We start from the raw sequence: 22,081 nt of genomic DNA, 5'->3' as shown, positions 1-22,081 counted from the left end.
CAGGATGCACAGCTCATACGATCAATAATAATGTGAGTATAGGAATTTGTGTTAAAGCCCTCTAATGAGGACTTTTTCTACGCAGCACTCAACATCTTAGCAATTTCAGATGCTTTAGGATTGTAATAAGTATTCACCAAAACACTAATCGTTTTATGGCCAGTAATCTTTGCTAGGATCTCTACAGGTAAACGCTAGTCATGAACAAAACGTGTAATAGCTTCATGACGTGTATCATGAAACGTAATAACACCGTCTAAGCCAACTCGGCGTAAGTTACGTTGACATATTAATCGAAAGGCATTAGATGTAAGAGGAACCATACGGTTATCGTCAGGATCGTCTGGTAGCCAAGAAAGTAGCTCTTTTGCCTTAGCAGTTAAAGGCACATCACGAGTAGTACCATTCTTAGTATCTAATAGGAGAATGAAATCGGGAAATATTAATTGCTTCTCTACACTAAGTATTTCACCTTTGCGCATTGCCGTTTCAAGTGCAAATAGAAACGACCATGCAACTCGGTGTCTTGGCTGAATAGGCACTTTTCCCCATTCATAATCAAGCCCAGCTAAAATTTTATCTATATAGTTCTGATAAGTCCGCTGATTACGTGGAGGAGGAGGAGCAGTAGGTTTTGATATTTCTTTAAAAGGATTTTCTTTTGTTAAAAATAGCTCTTTCCGTGCAAAGTCAAAAACTGAACTATACATAGCCATTTCTCGAATGACTGTTGCACCTTTAACTTGCTTTAACCGTTTATCACGCCATTGTTTAACTAATGCTGGTGTTAGGTCGTGAATTGATTCATCTGCTAATTTCCCCCAGTTTTTCTTGAGGTATTTAAGCATTTGAACAATTAAATGGGCATTCTTTATTTTTCTGCCTTCTTTTTGATAGTACTGTTTAAAAGGGCTTAGAAGGAGATATGGATTTATTCGCTCAGGGTTAGCCAAGTCAGATTGTCATTCTAATAATTTTTGCGGCCCATTGTTCGCACTCACTCGCAATATCTCGAGTATCTGTATAACGTTTGCCTAAGTAACGAACAGTGATGCGCCATGCGTTCCCGCGCTTAACTGGCTTTTGCATAATAACACTGCAAATTTCGTGGTGTTGTAACAGAATATAAAGCATTTCTTTGATGTAAATTTTTAATTAGTCAAAGCTAATTACCAGACAATAAAAAAACCACCTAATTCTTTCGAATTAAGTGGTTTTTGAATTTTGGAGCGGGAAACGAGACTCGAACTCGCGACCCCAACCTTGGCAAGGTTATGCTCTACCAACTGAGCTATTCCCGCAATGTGAGCACATTATAGAGTGTTTCATTAAAGTGTCAACACTCTTGTGATCTAATTGAACGTTTAATCAGCACGACGCCAAACTGTACCTTGACGCGTATCTTCAAGTACCACACCTTGGTCGAGCAAAGACTGACGAATACCATCTGCTTTCGCAAAGTCTTTAGCTTTTTTCGCATCAACACGTTGTTGAATGAAATCTTCAATTTCAGCATCAGACAAAGCAAGCGCTTCTTGTCCAATATCTGATTTTAAGAAATCATCTACATTGTGTTGTACCAAACCTAAAATGTTGGTGAGGTGACGTAAAGTCGAATAAAGCACAGTTGCTTGGTCAGCTTGCTCTTCTTTTACAGCACGGTTTAACTCTTTGTTGAGTTCAAACAATACTGCCATTGCTTCAGCCGTATTGAAATCGTCACACATTGCGTTGTTAAAGCGTTCAATAAAACTCTGATCAAGCGTTTCAGTTGCCTTTTGACCATATACTTGTTGATAAGCTTTAAATGAATGATAGAAACGAGTTAAAGAAGTTTTTGCTTCTTTTAGCGCTACATCAGAGAAGTTCACAGGGCTACGGTAGTGTGAAGACACAATAAAGTAGCGAATCACTTCAGGGTGGAACTTCTCCATCACGTCACGAATCGTGAAGAAGTTGCCTAAAGACTTAGACATCTTTTCACCATCAACGTTAATAAAGCCAACATGCATCCAATAGTTCACATATTGCTCGCCAGTTGAAGCTTCACTTTGAGCAATTTCATTTTCATGGTGTGGGAACATTAAATCTGAACCACCACCATGAATGTCAAAGTGATTGCCTAAGCAGCAAGTCGACATTGCAGAACATTCGATGTGCCAACCCGGACGACCATTACCCCAAGGAGATGCCCAAGATGGTTCGTTTTCTTTTGCATGTTTCCAAAGTACAAAGTCAAAAGGATGTTTCTTTTCAACTTCTACATCGACACGTTCACTTGCACCAGCTTGCATATCATCAAGCTTACGGCCAGAAAGGCGACCATATTTTTCAAATTTGGTCACTTCAAAATAAACATCGCCGTTTGAAGCAGGGTAGGCAGCGCCTTTATTGACCAAATTGCCAATCATATTTTGCATCTGGTCGATGTATTCAGTCGCTTTAGGTGCTTCATCGGGTGCAGCACAACCTAAATTGGCTGCATCTTCATTCATTGCATCAATAAAACGAGTGGTGAGCTGTTGGATGGTTTCACCATTTTCATGAGCACGTTTGATGATTTTGTCGTCAATATCAGTAATGTTGCGAATGTAGCGAACATTCCACCCTTGACTACGCAAGAAACGAATAATGTAGTCAAATGCAACCATAACTCGAGCGTGCCCGATATGACAGTAGTCGTAAACGGTCATACCGCAGACGTACATATCGATGTGACCTTCTTTGCGAGGTACAAATTCAACTTTTTTTCGTTGCTCAGAGTTATATAAAACAAATGGTTGCATAAGGGTTTTCAAACACTCAACAAAAATAGTGTTACATCATAACTTATGCATCATTTTTAAAAAAGTTTTATGCATTAATTTTATAAGCTTGTGAAATCTTATACATTTAAAAACGTGTAACTGATTGAGTTATGCTAGAATGCCCCCAAATCTTTTGATTAAAATCACCGATCTCAATAGAGAGATCAGATCAATTATTTTGAGTCACACTCGTATGCCTAATCCTACAGATTTCCAAAGCAGTGCATTAGCTACATTGCGCATTGAGCAACAAGCCATAGATGTATTAGCAACACAAATTGATGACCGTTTTAACCGTGCTTGCGAAGTACTTTTACAGTGCAAAGGTCGTGTTGTGATTACAGGTATGGGTAAATCTGGGCATATTGGTCGAAAAATGGCGGCAACATTTGCCTCTACAGGGACGCCGTCTTTCTTTATGCATCCTGGTGAAGCAGGCCATGGCGATTTAGGTATGCTGGTTCGTGGCGATGTGCTTATTGCAATTTCCAACTCTGGAAAAAGCGATGAAATCATGATGCTCATGCCACTGATTAAACATCTTGGCGTACCTATGATTACGATTAGCCGTACTGATAAAGGCCCAATGCCACAAAATGCTGATATTGCTTTAACTTTAGGTGAGTCTGATGAAGCTTGTCCTTTAGGTTTGGCACCCACATCAAGTACGACGGCAACATTAGTGTTAGGTGATGCTTTGGCCGTTGCATTACTAGAAGCACGTGGTTTTACTGCTGATGATTTTGCTCGTTCACATCCAGCAGGCGCATTGGGTAAGCGTTTACTTTTACATGTAAAACATTTAATGCATACAGGCGATGAGCTACCAAAAGTTTCGCCAGAAACCCCAATGAATCAAGTGCTTTATGAAATTTCGAATAAGCGTTTGGGTTTAACGACGATTGTTGATGAACAAGATCATTTGCTCGGTATTTTTACAGATGGGGACTTACGTCGCCTCATTGATAAACAGCAAGGTTTTGATGTGAATTTACCTGTTTCTGATGTGATGACAAAAAAACCGTCAACTATTTCACAAGAAGCACGTGCTGTAGAAGCGTTACAACAGCTTAACCAGAAAAAAATTAGTCAGTTTGTGGTGGTCGATGACCAAAACAAAGTGATTGGTGTAATTAGTATGCATGACCTTATTCAGGCAGGGGTGAATTAATTCATGGCATCGTATGCATTGTTAGAACAAGCACGTCATTTACAGGCATTGGTTCTGGATGTTGATGGTATTTTGAGCGATGGCTTTGTTACATTAACCAATACGGGTGATGAAATTAAATCATTCGATATTCGTGATGGTTTAGGCATGAAACTTGTTCAAAAAGCAGGTATGAAAGTCATTATCATTACTGGTCGGAAAAGTAATATCGTTGACAAACGCATGTCTGATTTGGGTGTAGACCTTGTTTTTCAGGGTCGTGAAGACAAAGGCTCAGCACTTCGTGAAGCTTGTGCACAGTTTAATATTTTGCCTTCTGATTGCTTGTATATGGGCGATGATTGGCCTGATCTTTCGGCTTTTGCGATTGCCGGAATGAACGTTACTGTGCCAAATGGACATGAAGAAGTGCGTCGCCGTGCACACTTGGTTACCCAAGCGATGGGTGGTCGTGGAGCTGTACGTGAAGTCTGTGATATGTTGCTGATCGCAAAAGGCATTTACCAAGAACTTCTTGAAAAATATCTTGCAGTACCGCATTAATAACAAGATTACTTAAAAAGGTAGGCTATTCCTGCTTATGGATACCAGAGTTTTATATATTGTTGCTGTAGTGGTTGCTGCTGTAAGTGGTGGTTACTACTACTATAGTGGCAAGGCAAAAAAACTGGACATTGGTTCGGCGAAGAATATGACTTATTCAGCGCAGGGCGTCCATTTGACTCAAACTGATGACAAAGGCAATTTGTATGTTCGTGCTGAAGTTCGTCAGCTTGAACAGGATATGCAACAAAAAACGTCGAAGTTGGATCAACTTAATGCCTCTATGTATAAATTAGGTAAAGTTGATGCAACATTCTTTGCTAAACAAGCTTATGGTTATGATGATAATCAAAAGGTTGTCTTATCGGGTGATGTGGTTGCAACTAAGATTGCACCTCAAGGAACAATTGAGTTTCAAACCGATCAGTTAACTGCCTATCCCAAAAACAGAGATATTGAAACCAATCATCAAGTGATTGTTCAGTCTCCACAAGGCGAGTTTGTGAGTAAAGGATTAAAAGGCAATTTGAATAACGGTCAGTACGAATTTTTTAATATTCGAGGAAAGTATGCACCAAAGTCTTAATTTAAAACGTTCTTCAGCTTTCCTAAAACAAGCTGCGGTAATTACATTCGTTGCTTTAACATCTGCTTCGACGTTTGCTTTGCCGTCTGACCGTAATCAACAAATTTCATTGGTTGCAGACCGCGCAACATATAATGAAAAAACTGGTTTGACGACTTATACCGGTAATGTTGTGATTGAGCAAGGTACGATGAAGCTACAAGCAGATTCGATTGTTGCTAATCTTAACTCGAAACGTGAAATTCAGGTTATCACTGCAAAGGGTAGACCTGCTAAGTTTCAGCAGCAAGTGAATGCGAATAAAGGCTTAGCGCGTGGTGAGGGTCAGACCATTGTTTATAATGCTGATACTGGCATTATTACTTTGTCTGGTGGTGCATATTTATATCAAGATGGTTCAAGTATTCGTGGTAACTCTCTGAAATATAGTATGAATAAAGGTGATGTCGAAGCTCAAGGCTCTTCTTCAAACCGTGTACAAATTATTATTCCACCGTCAAGTTCAAAAAGTTTCCCAGGAGCGCGTGACTAATGCAGCAAGCTCTTCAACAACCGCAAACTTTGTGTATTAAGCACTTAGCAAAAAACTATAGTAAGCGTTGGGTAGTTAAAGACGTCTCTTTTAGTATGCAAAGTGGACAGATTGTTGGTTTGCTTGGTCCTAATGGTGCTGGTAAAACGACGAGCTTCTATATGGTCGTTGGACTGGTACGCATGGATAAAGGCGAGATCCATCTTGACGACTTAGATATGTCCGATTTGGCGATGCATGAGCGTGCACGTAAAGGTATTGGTTATTTACCTCAAGAAGCCTCTATTTTTAGAAAACTGACAATTGCTGAAAATATTATGTCGATCTTAGAGACGCGTAAAGATTTGAATAAACAGCAACGTCAACAACGTCTTCATGAGTTATTGAATGACTTTAAAATTAGTCATATTAAAGATTCATTAGGAATGAGTGTATCGGGTGGTGAACGTCGCCGTGCAGAGATTGCGCGTGCTTTAGCAGCAGACCCTAAATTTATGCTTTTAGATGAACCATTTGCGGGTGTCGATCCAATTTCAGTCGGTGATATTAAAGACATTATCCAGACCTTAAAAGATCGTGGCATTGGCGTACTCATTACAGATCATAATGTTCGTGAAACTTTAGCAATCTGTGAGCGTGCATATATCGTGAGTGAAGGCTCAGTAATTGCAGAAGGTACGCCACAAGAGATTTTAGATAATGAACAAGTTCGTAAAGTCTATTTGGGTGATGATTTTACAGTTTAATTAAAGCCACTAATCTGTTTGGTTAAAAAGAGGTCAAGGCCTCTTTTTTCATTTTTGGAGGTTTTGTAAATAAAAACAATAATATATACCACTCATTTAATAAAAAAATAATGTGTGATTTATTCCGCTAATTATGCTGTTTTAACTAAAAAACTCTGTAGAATGGAGATGCTTTTAAACGATAACAAACAACATCAACAAGATAAGCATGATTGGATATAACCAGAAAAGAAAGAAAGGGAAATGTAGAAAGCAAGCTTTCCTGAAAGGGCTAATGCTTTTAAGTTCACTACATGTACCTGTCGTGATATACGCTGCTAAACCAAGTGAGCAATATCACACCCTGAAAGATAACTTGTCACAACTTTTTGTCCCGAAAAGTAGTGATGATTTTAAAGTAGCCAAGATGCAAGAGCTTAGTAATTTTAAGCTAGATCGTTCTATTGCGCAGGAATTTCCAACTGTTCAACTTAATGACAATTCGGCTTCATCTTTTAACGCCTTGCCCTCTAAAAAACTGACACTACAAGATGCAGTAAAAATTGCGATTCAGCGTAGTCCGGATATTTCACAATCTATTGCAACTTTAGCAGGTCAAAATTCAGGTGTTGACGTTGCTAAAGCTGGTTACTATCCTCAGCTTGCCGGAGGCGTCTCAACTGGTGACTTGACCACTGGAGAACGAGGAAGGCAGTTACTCACTTTAACTGCCACTCAAATGCTTTTTGATTTTGGTAAAATCAAATCAGGTGTAAGCGTTGAACAAGCTAAAGTTCAGGTGGAACAAGCAAACGTTCTGGTCAGCGTAGATACCCTTGCGCTTGATGTTGCGCAGACTATCGTCAATATTCAGCGTTATCTGCAACTTAATAAAATTGCTGAGCAGCAAATTGCAGGTATTCAAAGAATTCAAGATATTGCTAACCTGCGTGCAAATGCAGGTGTTGCGAGTCAAGCCGACCCTATTCAAGCGCAGTCATACTTACAAGCTGCACAGTCAACTTTAATTGCCCAACAATCATTGTTACGTCAGTATCAACAGCATTTAAGAACATTATTGGGTGCTGATGTTACTCGTACAGGTTGGATTATTTCTGATGATTTAGTGAAGCAATCTGACTTATATGGTGAGCCTGAGTTTAATACTATTCCTAAAATGATTGCCGCACAGGCAAGTGTTGAGGTTGCTAAAGCGCAAAAAGAACAAACCCGTTTAACTCGCTATCCGACCTTAGCTGTAAAAGGCTCAGTTAGTCAGGCCATTAATGGTAAAAATCCAAACAACGATAAAGATAACGGTTTATATAGTTCAGTCATGCTAGAAGCAACGAGTCAGTTTTATCAAGGTGGGGCAACTGCTTCACAGGTAAAAATGGCAAGTTACGCTGAAGAAGCTGCGAAAGCTAAAGTAAATTCAGTATATATGGATGTGCTGGATCAAATTCGAACCAGTCGCGAACAGATTGAGAATAAACAGCGTCAAATGCAGGTTTTGGTAAGTCGCCAAGCAACCACGGTTCGTACACGTGAACTTTACCAAGAACAATACAAGCTTGGTACTCGTTCACTGGTCGATTTATTAAATGCCGAACAAGCCATTCACAGTGCCAACTCAGAACTCGAATCAGCACGCTATGACATTTATAACAGCATTGTTCAGTACATTGAAGCAACAGGACGTTCCCGCCAAGCCTACGGCTTAAATAATATTTCAATTCAGGGGTTCGAAGTACAACCATGATGACAAAAATAAATTACCAGCCTTGGTTACAGGCGGTCTTAACTATTGCCAAACATTACCGAATAGAACCGTCAGAAGAAAGAATTCGCTTACAACTTGATTGGAACCAAAACCAGAATCTTGATGACATCTTGCAGTTAATGACGCGTCAGGTCGGGTTAAACCTTCGTAAGGCACCATTCTCGTTAGACTTATTAAACCCATGGCGTTTACCGGTTATGGTGGAGTTTAATGATGGACAAGTCGGGGTTATTGATAAGGCGGATACGCAAGGAAATGTCAGTATTCAGTTCAGTGGAGATCAAGGTCTTTCTCAGAACTTATCTTTAGAAGCATTGAAAACGACACTTAAAAATGTCTATATCTTGCGCCCTGAAATGTCTATTCCAGATGCGCGTATTGATGAATATATCAAGCCATACGAAGCAAACTGGTTCTGGTCAATTGTTTTAAGAGACTGGAAGCGTTACATCGATATTATGTTTGCCTCTTTAATTGCCAATATTTTGGCACTGGCAACCATTATTTTCTCCATGCAGGTCTATGACCGTGTTGTACCATCACAGTCAATTCCGACCTTGTGGGTTTTGGCAGGTGGTGTGCTGATTGCAGCTCTTTTTGAGTTTACCTTACGAGTTTCAAGGGTTTACTTATCCGATATTATCGGTAAACGTGCTGACTTACGTGTTTCGGATCGTGTGTTTGGCCATGCCCTAAGAATTAAAAATAAGGAACGTTCAAAATCTACAGGTAGTTTTATTTCCCAGATTCGTGAACTTGAAGGTGTTCGTGAACTGGTGACTTCAACCACCATTAGTGCAATTGCAGATTTTCCATTCTTTTTCTTATTCATTACTATTTTTGCCATTATTGGTGGCAAATTATTCTGGGTAATGTTGCTTGTTGTGCCTCTCATGATTTTGCCGGGTATTTTGGTACAGAAGAAGCTGGCACAACTGGCACAAGAGGGTATGAGAGAATCTTCAATCCGTAACGCAATTCTTGTTGAAGCTGTGCAAGGTATTGAAGACATTAAACTTTTACGCGCTGAGTCACGTTTCCAAAACCAGTGGAATCACATGAATGAAGTTTCAGCCGATATTGGTATGAAACAGCGTAAAATTGTGGGTACTTTGATGGCTTGGACCCAAATGATTCAAGGTCTAACTTATGCCATTGTGGTTTTAGTTGGCTGTTTTGCAGTGATGGATGGCGAAATGACCACAGGTGCGTTAGTGGCATGTTCAATTTTATCTTCACGTATGCTGGGGCCGATTGCCCAAATTACAGGGGTGTTAGGTCGTTTACAGCAAGCGAAAGTTGCCAAACAAAGTTTAGATGAACTTATGCAACGTTCGATCGATCAGGCTGATCGCTCTCATTTAGTACATAAGGCTGTCTTAAACGGAAATTATGAATTAAAAAATTTATTGTTCCAATACACTGACGATGACACAAAACCAAGTATTGCTATTCGCCATTTGCAGATTCGTGCGGGTGAAAAAATTGCAATCTTAGGTCGTAATGGTGCAGGTAAGTCGACCTTACTTCAACTTTTATCTGGTATGCAGGTTCCAGTGCAAGGCGCTGTGCATTTAGATGGTCTGGATCTTTCTTTAATTGACCCATCTGATGTACGTCGTGATATGGGCTTACTTAACCAGAATGCTCATTTATTTTACGGTACGATTCGTGAAAATCTAACCTTAGGCGCACCACTTGCAACGGATGAAGACATTCTTCGTGCATTGGTTGTGACAGGGGCACTTCCTTTTGTTCAAGAGAAAAAAGAAGGACTTGATCACCTCATTTTAGAAGGTGGCGTTGGTTTCTCTGGTGGTCAAAGACAAGCCTTATTGCTTGCACGTTTATTAATCCGTCAACCTAATATTCTCTTACTTGATGAACCAACAGCAGCGATTGATGATGTGGCAGAGAAGCAACTGATTGATCACCTTAAAGGGTGGTTGGCACATCGAACATTGGTTGTGGCAACACACCGTCGCGCTGTTTTAGAACTGGTCGATCGTATTATTGTCGTGAATGAGGGCAAGATCGTGATGGATGGACCAAGAGATCAAGTACTTAATCAATCATTAGCCCAACAAAAACAAGTAAGCCAAGGGGGATAATTCATGAGCGAACCACAACAAGAACTCACCCGTTCAATGAATGTATCTTATACTGAACCACCATTACCACGTGCCAGTTTAGTGATTTGGATTGTAGGTATTGGACTCATTAGCTTGTTTGTTTGGGCATGGTTTTTTCAGTTAGAAGAAGTATCTACAGGTACAGGTAAAGTAATTCCATCATCTAAAGAACAGGTGATTCAATCATTAGAAGGCGGTATTTTAACTAAACTGAATGTGCAAGAAGGCGACATTGTTCAAAAAGGTGAAATTCTTGCTCAATTAGACCCAACGCGTTTTGCGTCAAATGTGGGTGAGTCTAGATCTTTATTAATTGCAGCTCAGGCCACATCAGCGCGTTTACGTGCAGAAGTGAATGGCACACCATTAGTCTTCCCTGAAATCGTTGCAAAAGACCCTAAGCTTGTACACGAAGAAACAGCATTGTATGAGTCCCGTAGAGCTGATCTTGAACAGACATTATCTGGTTTAAGACAAGCCTTAAAATTGGTTCAACAAGAGTTGGCAATGACAGAGCCGCTAGTTGCTAAAGGCGCAGCGAGTGAAGTTGAGGTTTTACGTTTACGTCGTGAAGCAAATGATTTGCAAAATAAAATGAACGATGCACGTAACCAGTATTATGTGAAGGCTCGTGAAGAGTTATCTAAAGCCAATACAGATAGCCAAACTCAACAACAAATCGTACTAGGCCGTAGTGACAGTTTAGATCGTGCTGTATTTAGAGCGCCTGTGCGAGGTGTTGTAAAAGAAATTACTGTGACAACACATGGTGGTGTTATCCCGCAAAATGGTAAGTTAATGACAATTGTTCCAATTGATGAACAATTGCTTATTGAAGCGCGTATTTTGCCACGTGACATTGCATTTATTCGTCCGGGTCAAGAAGCTTTGGTGAAGATCACAGCGTATGACTATTCAATTTATGGCGGTTTAAAAGGTAAAGTTACCGTTATTTCTCCAGACACGATTCGTGATGAAGTTAAACAAGATCAGTTCTACTATCGTGTTTATATCCGCACTGATACAGATAAGCTCTACAACAAACAAGGTAAAGCTTTCGGTATTACACCAGGTATGGTGGCAACTGTAGATATTCGTACGGGTGAGAAAACTGTAATGGATTACTTGCTGAAACCGTTTAATAAAGCGAAAGAAGCATTACGAGAAAGATAATAGTAAAAGCCCCGAAATTCGGGGCTTTTTTATGGGTTTGCTTCTATTAAATTCACGCTATAATTTGATTTTTATTATGCTTTATTTATTTTATGGCTTTTACGATTGCGTCACCTGTTACATTTGAAGAAGAAATTAAAAAAAGTAGATTTCAGGCAATTGCTGCGCCAGTAGAAAATGAGCAACAAGTAAAAGAATTTTTAGAACTCAATAAAGATATATCGACCACACATCAATGTTGGGCGTGGAAAATTGGACATAACGTCCGCTTTAATGATGATGGCGAGCCATCTGGTACGGCAGGGCGGCCAATCTTGGCGACTATTGAAGGTAACGACTTAACTAACATCATCGTCATGGTGAACCGCTGGTATGGTGGTATAAAACTGGGAACTGGTGGTTTAGTACGGGCTTATGGCGGTTGTGCAGGGCAATCCTTATTGTTAGCTGAACGGATTGAACTCATTGCAAAGAAAACCATTCACTTTTCTTGTCATTTTAATGAATGGGCTATTTTTCAATATGAACTTTCACAGCATCAAATAGAATACCAAGAAACTTATACCGCAACAGGTGTAGATATTGAAGCTAGACTACAAGTCCACCAAATTGAACCACTTGCTTTGAAACTTCGCGACGTGACGCGTGGCCGTGAAGAATTAAAAGTTGAGGAGGAATTAACTGATGACTGACTCCTTACTCAAGTACCGTGAGCAACATAAACACCGTTTAAATTATATGCCGTGGTTATATTGGACGCTAAAACCTAAAAACCGTGCATGGGCTGAAGAGTGGCAAAAAGAATATCAGACTTATTTAATGGACATGGAAACAGTCGAGATTGGTGAGAACTGTTTTATTTCACCTTTAGCTCATATTTTTGCCGAGCCTGGTCGAAAAATTAAGATTGGTGATAATTGCTTTATTGCAGCCGACTGTAGTTTGCATGGGCCGCTTGAGATTGGTAACGAAGTCGCAATTAACCATCATTGTATTTTAGATGGTGGGCGAGCTGGCATCAAATTACATGATCAAGTTCGTATAGCTGCTTATTGCCATCTCTATGCATTTGATCATGGTATGCAATTAGACCGTCCACTTTACCAACAGCCTGTTCGGTCTCAGGGAATTGAAATTGAGCAAGATGTTTGGTTAGGTGCACATGTAGGAATAAAAGACGGTATTAAAATTGGAAAACATGCTGTTATTGGTATGAATAGTATGGTGACTAAGGATGTCGAACCCTATCATATTGTGGGGGGAAACCCAGCAAAATTTATTCGCTTAAGAGAGTAATACAGTCTTAAGAGTGTAATAAAATGTTTGATCTTTAAACAAAAAAGTGGATTTTAATACATAAACCTTAACATACAGATTTTTATCTATGTTAAGTTAAAGCTAAGTTATAGAAAAATCTCCAAGGCAAATAGACCTGAAGAAGAGAGGCAAACAATGAACCGTGTTATTGCGTGTATTGACTCATCACCTTGTATTAATGCTATTGCAGATGCAGCAGCGTGGGTTGCAAAAGCAACTGGACGAGAGCTTGTATTATTACAAATTCTAGATTACTACCCAGCAAGTTATCACCTTGGTGAGATTAGTGGGGTAATCGGCTTTGAAAGCAATGCGATGTTGCTTAAAGAGTTAGCTGAATTAGAGCAAAAACAAAGTGAACTCGCTTTAGATTACAGCAATAATTTACTCAGACATATTTCTGACTTAATTAAAGAAAAACACGGAATTACATGCTCAAAAATTCAAGAAAAGGGTGATTTTTTAGAGCAAAGCTTTAATCTCCTCGATGAAAATGACATTGTTATTTTAGGTCGAGTTGGCGAAAGAGCAGCTGAAAAGCACAAACCTATTGGTAGTAATGTTGAAAATTTCATTCGCGGCGCGAATTGTACAGTGTTGACCATTGGTGAAAACTTTAAAGTGCCAACACGTTTTATTTTCGCCTATGAATATTCACCAACATGTCAAAAGATGATGCGCCGTATTGCCCAAAGTGACCTATTACGGACTTTACAATGCCATTTAGTGTATGTGGGTGATCATCCTGAAATATTAAATGAACCTGAGCATTATCTTAAACAAGCTGGTCTAGAGGTTGTCACTGTTTACCGATATGGTGATGTAGCTCAGAATATTCTTGAATATCAACAAGAGCATGGTATTCAAATTATTGTTCTTGGTGCATTTAGTCATAGCAAGATTCATCAGTTCTTCTTAGGAAGTATCGCAACGACGATATTCCGAAATGCAACTGTACCTTTACTTGTGGCTAAATGATGAGATTTGCATATAGTTATCCGCAAATGTTGTGGATAACTATATGGAAAAGCGAGGGTAATAAAAGTAATCTATTGATTATAAATGATAAAATAAAAAAGATGATTTTTTGATCATTATTTCACAATCGCTATAGCGAAACCATCATGACCTTTTGAGCCAACCGTTTGTAAAGCTGTGCAAGACAGAATTTGCGGATGATTTTCGAGGGCTTTAAAAGTTTCGCGAATACCTTCAATACTCGGTTTTTTGTTTTCAGGATTTAAAATATCGCCACCACGGATGACATTGTCTAGCACAATAATCGTGCCTGATTTTGAAAACTTCAAACTGAGTTCCAAATATTCAGGATAACCCTGTTTATCTGCATCAATGAATATAAAATCGAAAGGTTGAATTGACTGTGGGTCAATTGCTGAAAGGATATCTGCAGCACGGCCTGCTTTTAGCTCAACTTTTACAGGAAGATTTGCATGGTCGATATTCTTTTGGGCCATTTCTGCATGAGTATCACGGCCTTCAATAGTCAGTAAATAACCATCTTCAGGCAGGGCACGTCCTAGCCAAATGGTACTGTAGGCTGCAAAAGTTCCAATTTCTAAAACACGCTTGCAATTATTCATCTGAATAAGCATTTGCAAGAACATCCCTTGGTTTGGAGCAACTGCAAGATGATTTGAAAAGCCGTGTTCGTCGGTATTTTTTAATGCAAAGTCGAGTCGAGGATCTTCGGGAATTAAATGTGAGTCGATATATTCGTCAATGTCTGTCCACAACTGCTGCATAGTCAAATTTACCTGTATGTTGATAGGCTTATTTTAAACGTTTATGACTAGAGTGCAAAAATCTTCGGATTAAGAAATTTTGGTTGATTATGGAATGTACAAATTTGTAATTAATTTAAGTGTTTTTCTTACTAGGTTATATAAATGAGAACAACAGAAATCCCCTAATACAAAAGTGTATTAGGGGATATTAATTTTAAAAATTACACATTGAAGTATTACGGGTTAAGTCAGGCCCCCAAGTACGATAGCCTTGAGTATCAATATGGATTTGTCCTGAACTATATAAACCAATACCTAGGTTTAAACTTTGGCCATGTTGAGCCCAGAATTGACACAATTTAAACTTTGTATTTTCAATAAATGCGTAGTCTTGTGGCTGTGGAATTTCTGGTCCAATACGAAAATCGATGGCTGAGTTAAACAAATGTTTAGACGAACTTGCACCGCCAGCACACTGATTTAAAGGTAAATCACGATACACCGAGGTTACTTCAAAGTCAGTTAGAACTTTTGCCGCAATTAAATATTTAAAGACGCGTAAGGTCGATAAAGAATTATTCCAAAGTTCGCGGTTTGGTACAGCATATTCCGAGCTGCCGCACTTTTGCCAATCACGCGCTGATCTTAATAATTCAAAGCTTGGTACAATGCCTGCAACATTATTACGCGCTAGAAATTTTTCATATTCTCGTACACGCTCATAATGATCGCCAGTATTTAACCAAGCCCGATAAGAAGCAGGCTCAACTTTAGGTGGAATAGGACGTTCGATAATAACGCGCTCTTGAGGAATAAAAATGCGTTTACCGTTTGGAGAGGTTTTGCCTGTTGTTGTGTGTTGGGGAGAGCTGACGCAACCTACCATAATCGCTGGGATTATGCATAAGGGCAACATACTCTGCAAAAACTTCCGCATAAGAAAAATCAAAAGCTTAATAAATATTGCGCTTATTTTAATGCAAAACAGTGCACAAATTACGAGGAATTTGCAATGAAATGTTTGAATAGGGTATAAAAAAGATCAGCGGTTGCTGATCTTTTTTGAAATTATTTTTCTAGATACTGTAACTTATCTGGTTTGCCGTTCCATTCTTCACGGTCAGCAGGTTGGTCACCAATTTGAGTAATGTTAGGCCACTTTTGAGAAAGATCTGCATTTAATTCAATAAATACTTCCTGACCTTCTGGTAACTCATCTTCAGAGAAAATTGCATTTGCAGGGCATTCTGGTTCACACAATGCACAGTCAATACATTCATCCGGATTAATCACTAGGAAATTCGGACCTTCGTAAAAACAGTCTACAGGACAAACTTCTACGCAATCTTGGTATTTACATTTAATACAATTTTCAGTGACAACAAAGGTCATGGCGACAGCTACCTAAAAAATATGGTTTCATTTCGAATAGCTTATTTTAGGCAAAAAAGGGGTAAACAAACAATTGCTTTTATTGATATTGTTTATTTATACATATGAAGATAAGTTAATACATTGATATTTAAAACAATGTTGTGAGCTTGATATTAGCCAAATTGTAAAATTAAGATAATAATATGTTTTAAAAAACAACAGCTTGAATAAATTTTTGCATCTAGTTGCAAATGTCATTTAGGTCAAGGTATCTATTTGATTAGATACCTTAAATACAACTTTCAGTTTTAAATTTTACTTTTATACCGAACTGATATCCAAAAAAACTTTAAATATCGAGACTTAAAGTAAGCAAAGCAAATGAATATCTTCTGGTTCAAGCTCCCATAAGTGCTGATCTGGATGTCCTAATACTACTGCGCCATGCTTGATATAAAAGTCGACAGTACGTTTACTCGGAGTGGCTGAAATATAAAGTTGCAGCGCGCCCAGTTGCTTAGCTGACTCTTTGGCTGCCTGCATGAGTTTTGCACCAACACCTTGACCTTGTTGGTCTGCATCGACATAAAAGTATTGCAGTAATTTTGCATCTGGATAATCAGCAATGTGTTGATTCGACACGACACTAATGCCAACTAATTTTTCAGATGTATTAAAAGCACCTACAAATGAAGCACCTTGTTGATAGAGTTCTTTTAACTTCGGTGGGTCATTTTCTAAATGATAGTCATCCCAATTTTCAACATCGTAAAAACAATCTGTTAATTCGAGTTGTTCTTGTTTTTGTATATAGAGTTGGGTAATGAGTTCACGTCGACTAATTTGTTGCCAAATTAAATCGATCTCTGTGTATTGTAGTGGCCTTAAGAAAATAGAAATTTTATTCTCCTTAAAGTAAGAGCAAACATGCCCATAGACATGTTTGCTCAATCAATGATTATGATTTAAGTGCAGCTTTTAGTTCGTAAAGTTGTTCAAGTGCTTGGCGAGGTGTCAAGTTATCGACTTCAATTTGCTTAAGCAAATCTAGGGCAGGTGAAGGCACTTCAATTTCAATCACTTTCTCTATGACTTGCGTACTTGGTTTAGCATTTGAATCTAAAGTTGCAAACAAATCATCTTGAACACTAGTTTGTAAGTGTTGCTGTTGTTGCTTCTCTAAAATGCGTAAACGTTTTTGAGCTTCTTTAATGACATTAGCAGGAATACCAGCTAATTTCGCAACTTGTAAACCATGACTTTGACTTGCAGGACCTTGTTGAACTTTGTGCAATAAAATCAGGTTGCCGTTAAGCTCTTGCGCCGTCACATGATAGTTATCGATACCTGCTTCACTACCTAACTCAGTCAATTCGAAATAGTGCGTGGCAAATAGACATAAGCATTTTACGCGCTTGGTTAAATCAACCACACAGGCCCATGCCAAAGAAAGTCCATCGTAGGTACTGGTACCACGGCCAACTTCATCCATTAACACCAAAGACTGATTGGTTGCATGGTGCAAGATTTGTGAAGTTTCAGTCATCTCGACCATAAATGTTGATTTACCTGTCGACAAATCATCGGCTGAACCAATACGTGTGAAAATACGGTCAATCGGGCCAAGCTTGGCAGCTCGAGCAGGAACATAACTACCGCAGTAAGCAAGTAAACTAATTAATGCAGTTTGACGCATAAAGGTAGATTTACCACCCATGTTTGGGCCAGTAATAATTGCCATGCGGTGCTGAGCATCAAGGAAAGTATCATTTGGTGTAAATGGTGCTTTGTTTAATGCTTCAACAACAGGATGACGACCACCTTGAATCTTAATACCGGTTTCTGGGGTAAATTCAGGTCGCGCCCAATTGTTTAAACGTGCTTGATAAGCAAAGTTTGCAATTACATCAATGTGCGCAATTGCCGAACTCATCATTTGTAGGTGAGCAATATTTTCACGGAGGTTTTCAAGTAAAGCTTCAAATAACGCTTTTTCACGTGCTAATGCACGAGACTCACTTGATAAAACTTTATCTTCAAAGCTTTTTAGCTCAGGTGTGATGTAACGCTCGGCATTCTTTAAAGTCTGGCGGCGAATATAGTCGGCAGGGGCTTGTTCAGCTTGAGCACGCGTAAGCTCAATGTAGTAGCCACTCACACGGTTATAGCCGATTTTTAAGGTGTTAATGCCCGTGCGTTCACGCTCTTTTATTTCTAAATCAATCAGGAATTGACCTGCATGATCACGAATTTTACGCAGTTCATCAAGTTCTGCATCATATCCTTCTGCAATTACATTGCCATCACGAAGTAATACAGGTGGGTTTTCAACAATAGCTGCCATTAAATGCTGGTGTAACGATTTAAAGTCACCAAGTTCTTGATCGAGTTGAATTAATAACTTGGATTTTTTTGATTGAATAACAGGCGTTAAAGCATTTCTTAAAAATGGAATTTGTGCGCAAGCATGACGAAGCTGAACTAAATCGCGTGGTCGAGCACTACCAAGCGCAACACGGCTAAGAACACGTTCAATATCGCCAATTTCTTTAAGCACTAAACGAACTGGAGTTTCGTGATAGCCTTGAATGAGTTGTTCAATTGCATCTAAGCGGGCATCGAGTAATGCCGTATCACGAATAGGTTGCATGAGGGTACGGCTGAGTAAACGGCCACCCATTGCAGTTTGGCAGTCATTTACCAGTTGGAATAATGACGTACCATGTTCAAATAAAGGTTCAATAATTTCTAAATTACGGCGTGTAATCGGGTCAAGCGCAATAAAGTCTGTGCTTTGTTCTAAAAGAATAGAACGAATATGCGGTAACGCCGTTTTCTGAGTTTCTTTAGCGTAGTGAATCAGAGCTGCCGCGGCAGCCTTAGCTAACGGTAATGTGTCGAGTCCAAAACCAGAAAGCGTTGATACTGAGAACTGATCACATAAGGTTTTTTGTGCGTTATTTAAATTGAAATCTACATTTGGACGCTTGGTTACAGGGCAATCTAAATGCTTTTTAATTTGTTCAATAATATTCGGGTCAACCAGATCTTCATCAATCAAGATTTCACTTGGCATGAGGCGAGCAAGTTCAATTGGAAGTTGTTCAGGTTTGTAGTCTTGTTGCTGAACTTTAAAAATACCCGCGCTTAAGTCGAGTAAAGCAAAACCGATTTGATTTTGATGAATACATAACGCAACAAGGTTAGACGACTGATAGCTTGTGAGTAGTGCGTCGTCGGTTAATGTACCAGGTGTAAGAATACGAACAACTTTACGTTCAACAGGGCCTTTACCAGTGACTTCACCGACTTGTTCGCAAATGGCTACTGTGCGACCTGCTTTGACAAGGCGAGCAAGATAACCTTCGGCTGAATGGTAAGGAACACCCGCCATTGGAATCGGGTTACCATTTGCTTTACCGCGATGGGTTAGGGTAATTCCTAAAAGTTTGGCTGCTAAGTGTGCGTCTTCAAAGAAAAGTTCATAAAAGTCGCCCATACGATAAAACAGCAACGCATGTTGATAATCTTTTTTGACCTTGAGATATTGCTGCATCATTGGAGTGTGGTTAGAGAGATCGGCCATGATTTCAGCGCTATTCATGCGTAATAAACCCTTAAAAAAAGCAATAATATTTTACGGTTGGTCATCTAACCAATTCTAATAACTTCTGTGTGAATTGGACTTAATCTAAGAAAAAAGTATACCTTTTCATGTACCTTTTTTATGTCAAAATTGAGTCAACAGTGTGTAAGAGCTTAACTTAATTTCTCACGGTTGCCATCTTAACAAATTGAGACTGATTCGCAAAAAGGATTCCTAAAATGAGCGAGGAAATAAGCAACAAAAAGAAAGCGACCTGAGCAGTTTGAGTAGAAGACAGGGTGACGATTGACAGTCCTTATAAAACTGACATAGGTAAATATGCCGATTTCAGAATGCATGTGCAATGACAGATTTTATAAGGATACATGCCCCAATTTCTGCTGTATGAAATCTATAAGCGCTCTTGTTTTAGCAGGCAAATAGCGGCGATCTGAATAAAGTGCAAACAATTGCAGTGGCGCTACTGCTTGTTCAAACTCAATCTCGATCAGGCGACCGTCACTAATATAAGGTTGGCAAGCGTGTTTCGATAAAATTGCAAATCCGATACCTGCTACAGCAGCTTGGCCCGCCATTTCTCCGCTGTTCACCCGATAGTGTCCTTTAACCTTGATGGTCTCGAACTCACCCTTTTTATTAACAAATTGCCAAGGAGCACCTTTGAGTGCACTGACTGTTGTAATACAAGGTAATTCTTCAAATTGCTGGATATGAGTAGGGGTGCCATAACGCTGAATGAGAGAAGGGGCTGCCACAATGGTGCAAGGGATAGTCACCAGATGACGAGCGATGTAGTCACTGTTATCCATTTGACCGCGGCTAATAATAATAGCTAAATCCAGATCATCTCGCAGAGATTCAAAACCCGACAAATTTGTGACACAGCTTATTTGTAGTTCGGGATACTGGCAGGCGAATTCTGCAATAACAGAACCTAGCAATGCAGGGCCTATTTCAGTGGGAATACAGATTCGTAAAGGACCCTTGAGCTGCATTTGCCGCAACGTTAACTCTGTCTCCGTTTGCTCAAGCGCTTCGAGTAATGGCTTTGCTCTGGTATAGAGTAGCTGCCCCGCCTGAGTGACTTTCATATGTCGGGTGCTGCGCTCAATGAGCTGAAGATCGAGTTTTTCTTCTAACTGAGAAATACAGCGACTCACGTTTGATGTTGGCATTTCAAGGAGTTTCGATGCACCCACAAAACTTTCTTTTTCGACCACAGCAACGAACACTTTCAGGGTATTAAAATCCAGAGTCGGACGCATCAATTGTCCCATATTTGATAATAATAAATGCAATTTTTACCATATAATCAATACTATTGATAGCAGTTAAACTCGGACATCTTTTATCTATAGGTTACTGCGATGTCCCTAGCCAAACAGACGTTTAATCATAAAGCCCTCATGTGGATAGCCACTGTCATTGCTTTCGTCCAGTTCACGAATGCACTGGAATATATGGTGTTTAATCCTATTTTTGTTTTTATGGCGACAGATTTTGCAGTGCCAGTATCATTCTCAGGTTATGTTTCAGGGATGTATACGCTTGGCGCGGTCCTTTCAGGAATTATTGCTTTTTACTGGATTGATCATTTCAATAAAAAGCGGTTTTTAATTATCAATATGGCGCTGTTGGGTCTACTAACACTTTTAACTACCTGCACATCTAGTTTTAGTCTTCTACTTGCACTTCGATTTTGTGCAGGGTTGGTCGGCGGTACCACCATGGGAGTGGGGATCAGTATATTAATAAACAACGCACCGCCTAATTTACGGGGGAAAATGTTAGCGACGGTGATCGCATCATTTTCAATAGTAAGTATTGTCGGAATGCCCACCATATTATTTCTATGCACTCACTATGATTGGCATGTGGCTTTGTGGCTCATAAGTGCATTGTGTGTGTTGGCATTGCCACTTATTGTATCGTTTATACCCAAAGACCAAGTCTCTTTAGATACGCTTCGTGCGCCGCCTTTAGATGTGGATACAATACTTTTCGCTTCTGCTAATGCGCTCGTACAGTTTAGCCCTATGCTGGTTATTCCTATTTTGGCACCCTTAATGATTCAACAGTTGGGCGCTTCGCAAGACCTACTGCCTTGGCTATTTTTTAGCGGGGGCGTGATGGGCTATGTATCTACAAAAATTACAGGGGCGTTAACCTCCCGTTTTTCTGCTTTACTACTGGCTACAGCTTCGACTCTAGTCTTTATATTGAGTTTGCTTATACCAATGCTAGGCTATCAGCATGCAGCGTTATTTATTAGTTTATTTCTCGGTGCATCTTATAGTCGTTTGGTGTCATCTTCAGTGGTTACGATGCAGTTTCCTAACGACCGACAACGAGCTGGATTTTCTTCATTACAGACATCCATCATGTATTTGCTGACAACAGTTGCATTTTTCTTATCTGCCTTTTTATTACCTGCTCATGGCATGACGCCACAAAGTGTAAATACGTTACTGGCGGTATGTGCAATTTCCGCAGCAGGGTTCCCAATATTGGTTATCATTCTACAAAAGAAGCTGACTAAACGTGTGCCCACATGCTACACATAAGTTATCATTTTGTTAGAATACT

Annotated in this window: 19 protein-coding genes, 1 tRNA gene and 1 pseudogene; 12 read left to right on the top strand and 9 right to left on the bottom strand. The window is 39.5% G+C overall.

Going from position 1 to position 22,081, the window contains the following annotated elements; all coding sequences use genetic code 11:
* Nucleotides 1-77: 77 nt before the first annotated feature.
* From B554_RS19270 to cysS, 3 genes and pseudogenes are all read right to left on the bottom strand, one after another.
* Nucleotides 78-1,089: pseudogene (locus B554_RS19270) on the bottom strand (tyrosine-type recombinase/integrase).
* Nucleotides 1,090-1,225: 136 nt separating this feature from the next.
* A tRNA-Gly gene (locus B554_RS0106395) sits at nt 1,226-1,301 on the bottom strand.
* Nucleotides 1,302-1,364: 63 nt separating this feature from the next.
* A complete protein-coding gene (cysS, locus tag B554_RS0106390) occupies nt 1,365-2,786 on the bottom strand; it encodes a cysteine--tRNA ligase (protein WP_019457397.1) in 1,422 nt (473 codons plus the stop codon).
* Between the two features lie 214 nt (nt 2,787-3,000).
* Here cysS and B554_RS0106385 point away from each other — a divergent pair, with 214 nt between their 5' ends.
* From B554_RS0106385 to B554_RS0106335, 11 genes are all read left to right on the top strand, one after another.
* Nucleotides 3,001-3,978: a KpsF/GutQ family sugar-phosphate isomerase gene (locus B554_RS0106385; protein ID WP_019457396.1), complete on the top strand. Its 978-nt coding sequence runs from the start codon at nt 3,001-3,003 to the stop codon at nt 3,976-3,978.
* Between the two features lie 3 nt (nt 3,979-3,981).
* Complete coding sequence (locus B554_RS0106380) at nt 3,982-4,521, top strand: KdsC family phosphatase (RefSeq protein ID WP_004702656.1); 540 nt, start codon at nt 3,982-3,984, stop codon at nt 4,519-4,521.
* Between the two features lie 37 nt (nt 4,522-4,558).
* Complete coding sequence (gene lptC, locus B554_RS0106375; RefSeq protein WP_004702654.1) at nt 4,559-5,107, top strand: LPS export ABC transporter periplasmic protein LptC; 549 nt, start codon at nt 4,559-4,561, stop codon at nt 5,105-5,107.
* Nucleotides 5,091-5,639 (top strand): lipopolysaccharide transport periplasmic protein LptA, encoded by a 549-nt coding sequence (gene lptA / locus B554_RS0106370; RefSeq protein WP_004702651.1) that lies wholly within the window; start codon nt 5,091-5,093, stop codon nt 5,637-5,639. Before lptC ends, lptA begins: the two co-directional genes overlap by 17 nt.
* The gene (gene lptB / locus B554_RS0106365) at nt 5,639-6,385 is read left to right on the top strand and encodes an LPS export ABC transporter ATP-binding protein (RefSeq protein ID WP_002051056.1); all 747 of its coding nucleotides are present in this window, start codon (nt 5,639-5,641) and stop codon (nt 6,383-6,385) included. The genes lptA and lptB overlap by 1 nt, the downstream gene beginning before the upstream one ends.
* A 274-nt stretch (nt 6,386-6,659) precedes the next feature.
* The gene (locus B554_RS0106360; protein ID WP_019457395.1) at nt 6,660-8,126 is read left to right on the top strand and encodes a TolC family protein; all 1,467 of its coding nucleotides are present in this window, start codon (nt 6,660-6,662) and stop codon (nt 8,124-8,126) included.
* A complete protein-coding gene (locus B554_RS0106355; protein ID WP_019457394.1) occupies nt 8,123-10,258 on the top strand; it encodes a type I secretion system permease/ATPase in 2,136 nt (711 codons plus the stop codon). Before B554_RS0106360 ends, B554_RS0106355 begins: the two co-directional genes overlap by 4 nt.
* A gap of 3 nt (nt 10,259-10,261) precedes the next feature.
* Nucleotides 10,262-11,452: an HlyD family efflux transporter periplasmic adaptor subunit gene (locus tag B554_RS0106350; RefSeq protein ID WP_019457393.1), complete on the top strand. Its 1,191-nt coding sequence runs from the start codon at nt 10,262-10,264 to the stop codon at nt 11,450-11,452.
* A 92-nt stretch (nt 11,453-11,544) separates the two neighbouring features.
* The gene (locus B554_RS0106345) at nt 11,545-12,144 is read left to right on the top strand and encodes an IMPACT family protein (RefSeq protein WP_004702645.1); all 600 of its coding nucleotides are present in this window, start codon (nt 11,545-11,547) and stop codon (nt 12,142-12,144) included.
* Nucleotides 12,137-12,748, top strand: a complete 612-nt coding sequence (locus tag B554_RS0106340) for a chloramphenicol acetyltransferase CAT (RefSeq protein WP_019457392.1) — start codon at nt 12,137-12,139, stop codon at nt 12,746-12,748. Before B554_RS0106345 ends, B554_RS0106340 begins: the two co-directional genes overlap by 8 nt.
* A gap of 156 nt (nt 12,749-12,904) precedes the next feature.
* The gene (locus tag B554_RS0106335) at nt 12,905-13,747 is read left to right on the top strand and encodes a universal stress protein (protein WP_004702641.1); all 843 of its coding nucleotides are present in this window, start codon (nt 12,905-12,907) and stop codon (nt 13,745-13,747) included.
* A gap of 116 nt (nt 13,748-13,863) precedes the next feature.
* Here B554_RS0106335 and B554_RS0106325 read toward each other — a convergent pair whose 3' ends face one another.
* The 6 genes from B554_RS0106325 to B554_RS0106300 form a co-directional block, all read right to left on the bottom strand.
* The gene (locus tag B554_RS0106325; protein ID WP_004702639.1) at nt 13,864-14,532 is read right to left on the bottom strand and encodes an O-methyltransferase; all 669 of its coding nucleotides are present in this window, start codon (nt 14,530-14,532) and stop codon (nt 13,864-13,866) included.
* A 196-nt stretch (nt 14,533-14,728) separates the two neighbouring features.
* Nucleotides 14,729-15,451: a D-Ala-D-Ala carboxypeptidase family metallohydrolase gene (locus tag B554_RS0106320; RefSeq protein ID WP_174742285.1), complete on the bottom strand. Its 723-nt coding sequence runs from the start codon at nt 15,449-15,451 to the stop codon at nt 14,729-14,731.
* A gap of 131 nt (nt 15,452-15,582) precedes the next feature.
* Nucleotides 15,583-15,906 carry a ferredoxin FdxA gene (gene fdxA, locus B554_RS0106315; protein ID WP_003650851.1) on the bottom strand — a complete coding sequence of 108 codons (324 nt, stop codon included), beginning with the start codon at nt 15,904-15,906 and terminating at the stop codon, nt 15,583-15,585.
* Between the two features lie 345 nt (nt 15,907-16,251).
* Entirely contained in the window at nt 16,252-16,782 is a 531-nt protein-coding gene (locus B554_RS0106310) for a GNAT family N-acetyltransferase (protein ID WP_031944931.1), read from the bottom strand.
* A 64-nt stretch (nt 16,783-16,846) separates the two neighbouring features.
* Nucleotides 16,847-19,492, bottom strand: coding sequence for a DNA mismatch repair protein MutS (gene mutS / locus B554_RS0106305; protein WP_019457388.1), 2,646 nt, complete (start codon nt 19,490-19,492; stop codon nt 16,847-16,849).
* A 356-nt stretch (nt 19,493-19,848) separates the two neighbouring features.
* Nucleotides 19,849-20,760: a LysR family transcriptional regulator gene (locus B554_RS0106300; protein WP_019457387.1), complete on the bottom strand. Its 912-nt coding sequence runs from the start codon at nt 20,758-20,760 to the stop codon at nt 19,849-19,851.
* A 102-nt stretch (nt 20,761-20,862) separates the two neighbouring features.
* Here B554_RS0106300 and B554_RS0106295 point away from each other — a divergent pair, with 102 nt between their 5' ends.
* Nucleotides 20,863-22,059, top strand: coding sequence for an MFS transporter (locus tag B554_RS0106295; RefSeq protein ID WP_019457386.1), 1,197 nt, complete (start codon nt 20,863-20,865; stop codon nt 22,057-22,059).
* Nucleotides 22,060-22,081 lie beyond the last annotated feature (22 nt).

Origin of the sequence: Acinetobacter sp. GG2, assembly GCF_000292385.1 — a bacterium.
Lineage (GTDB): Bacteria > Pseudomonadota > Gammaproteobacteria > Pseudomonadales > Moraxellaceae > Acinetobacter > Acinetobacter seifertii.
Note: the sequence above shows the minus strand (reverse complement) of the source record. Positions and strands in the feature narration are given on the sequence as shown.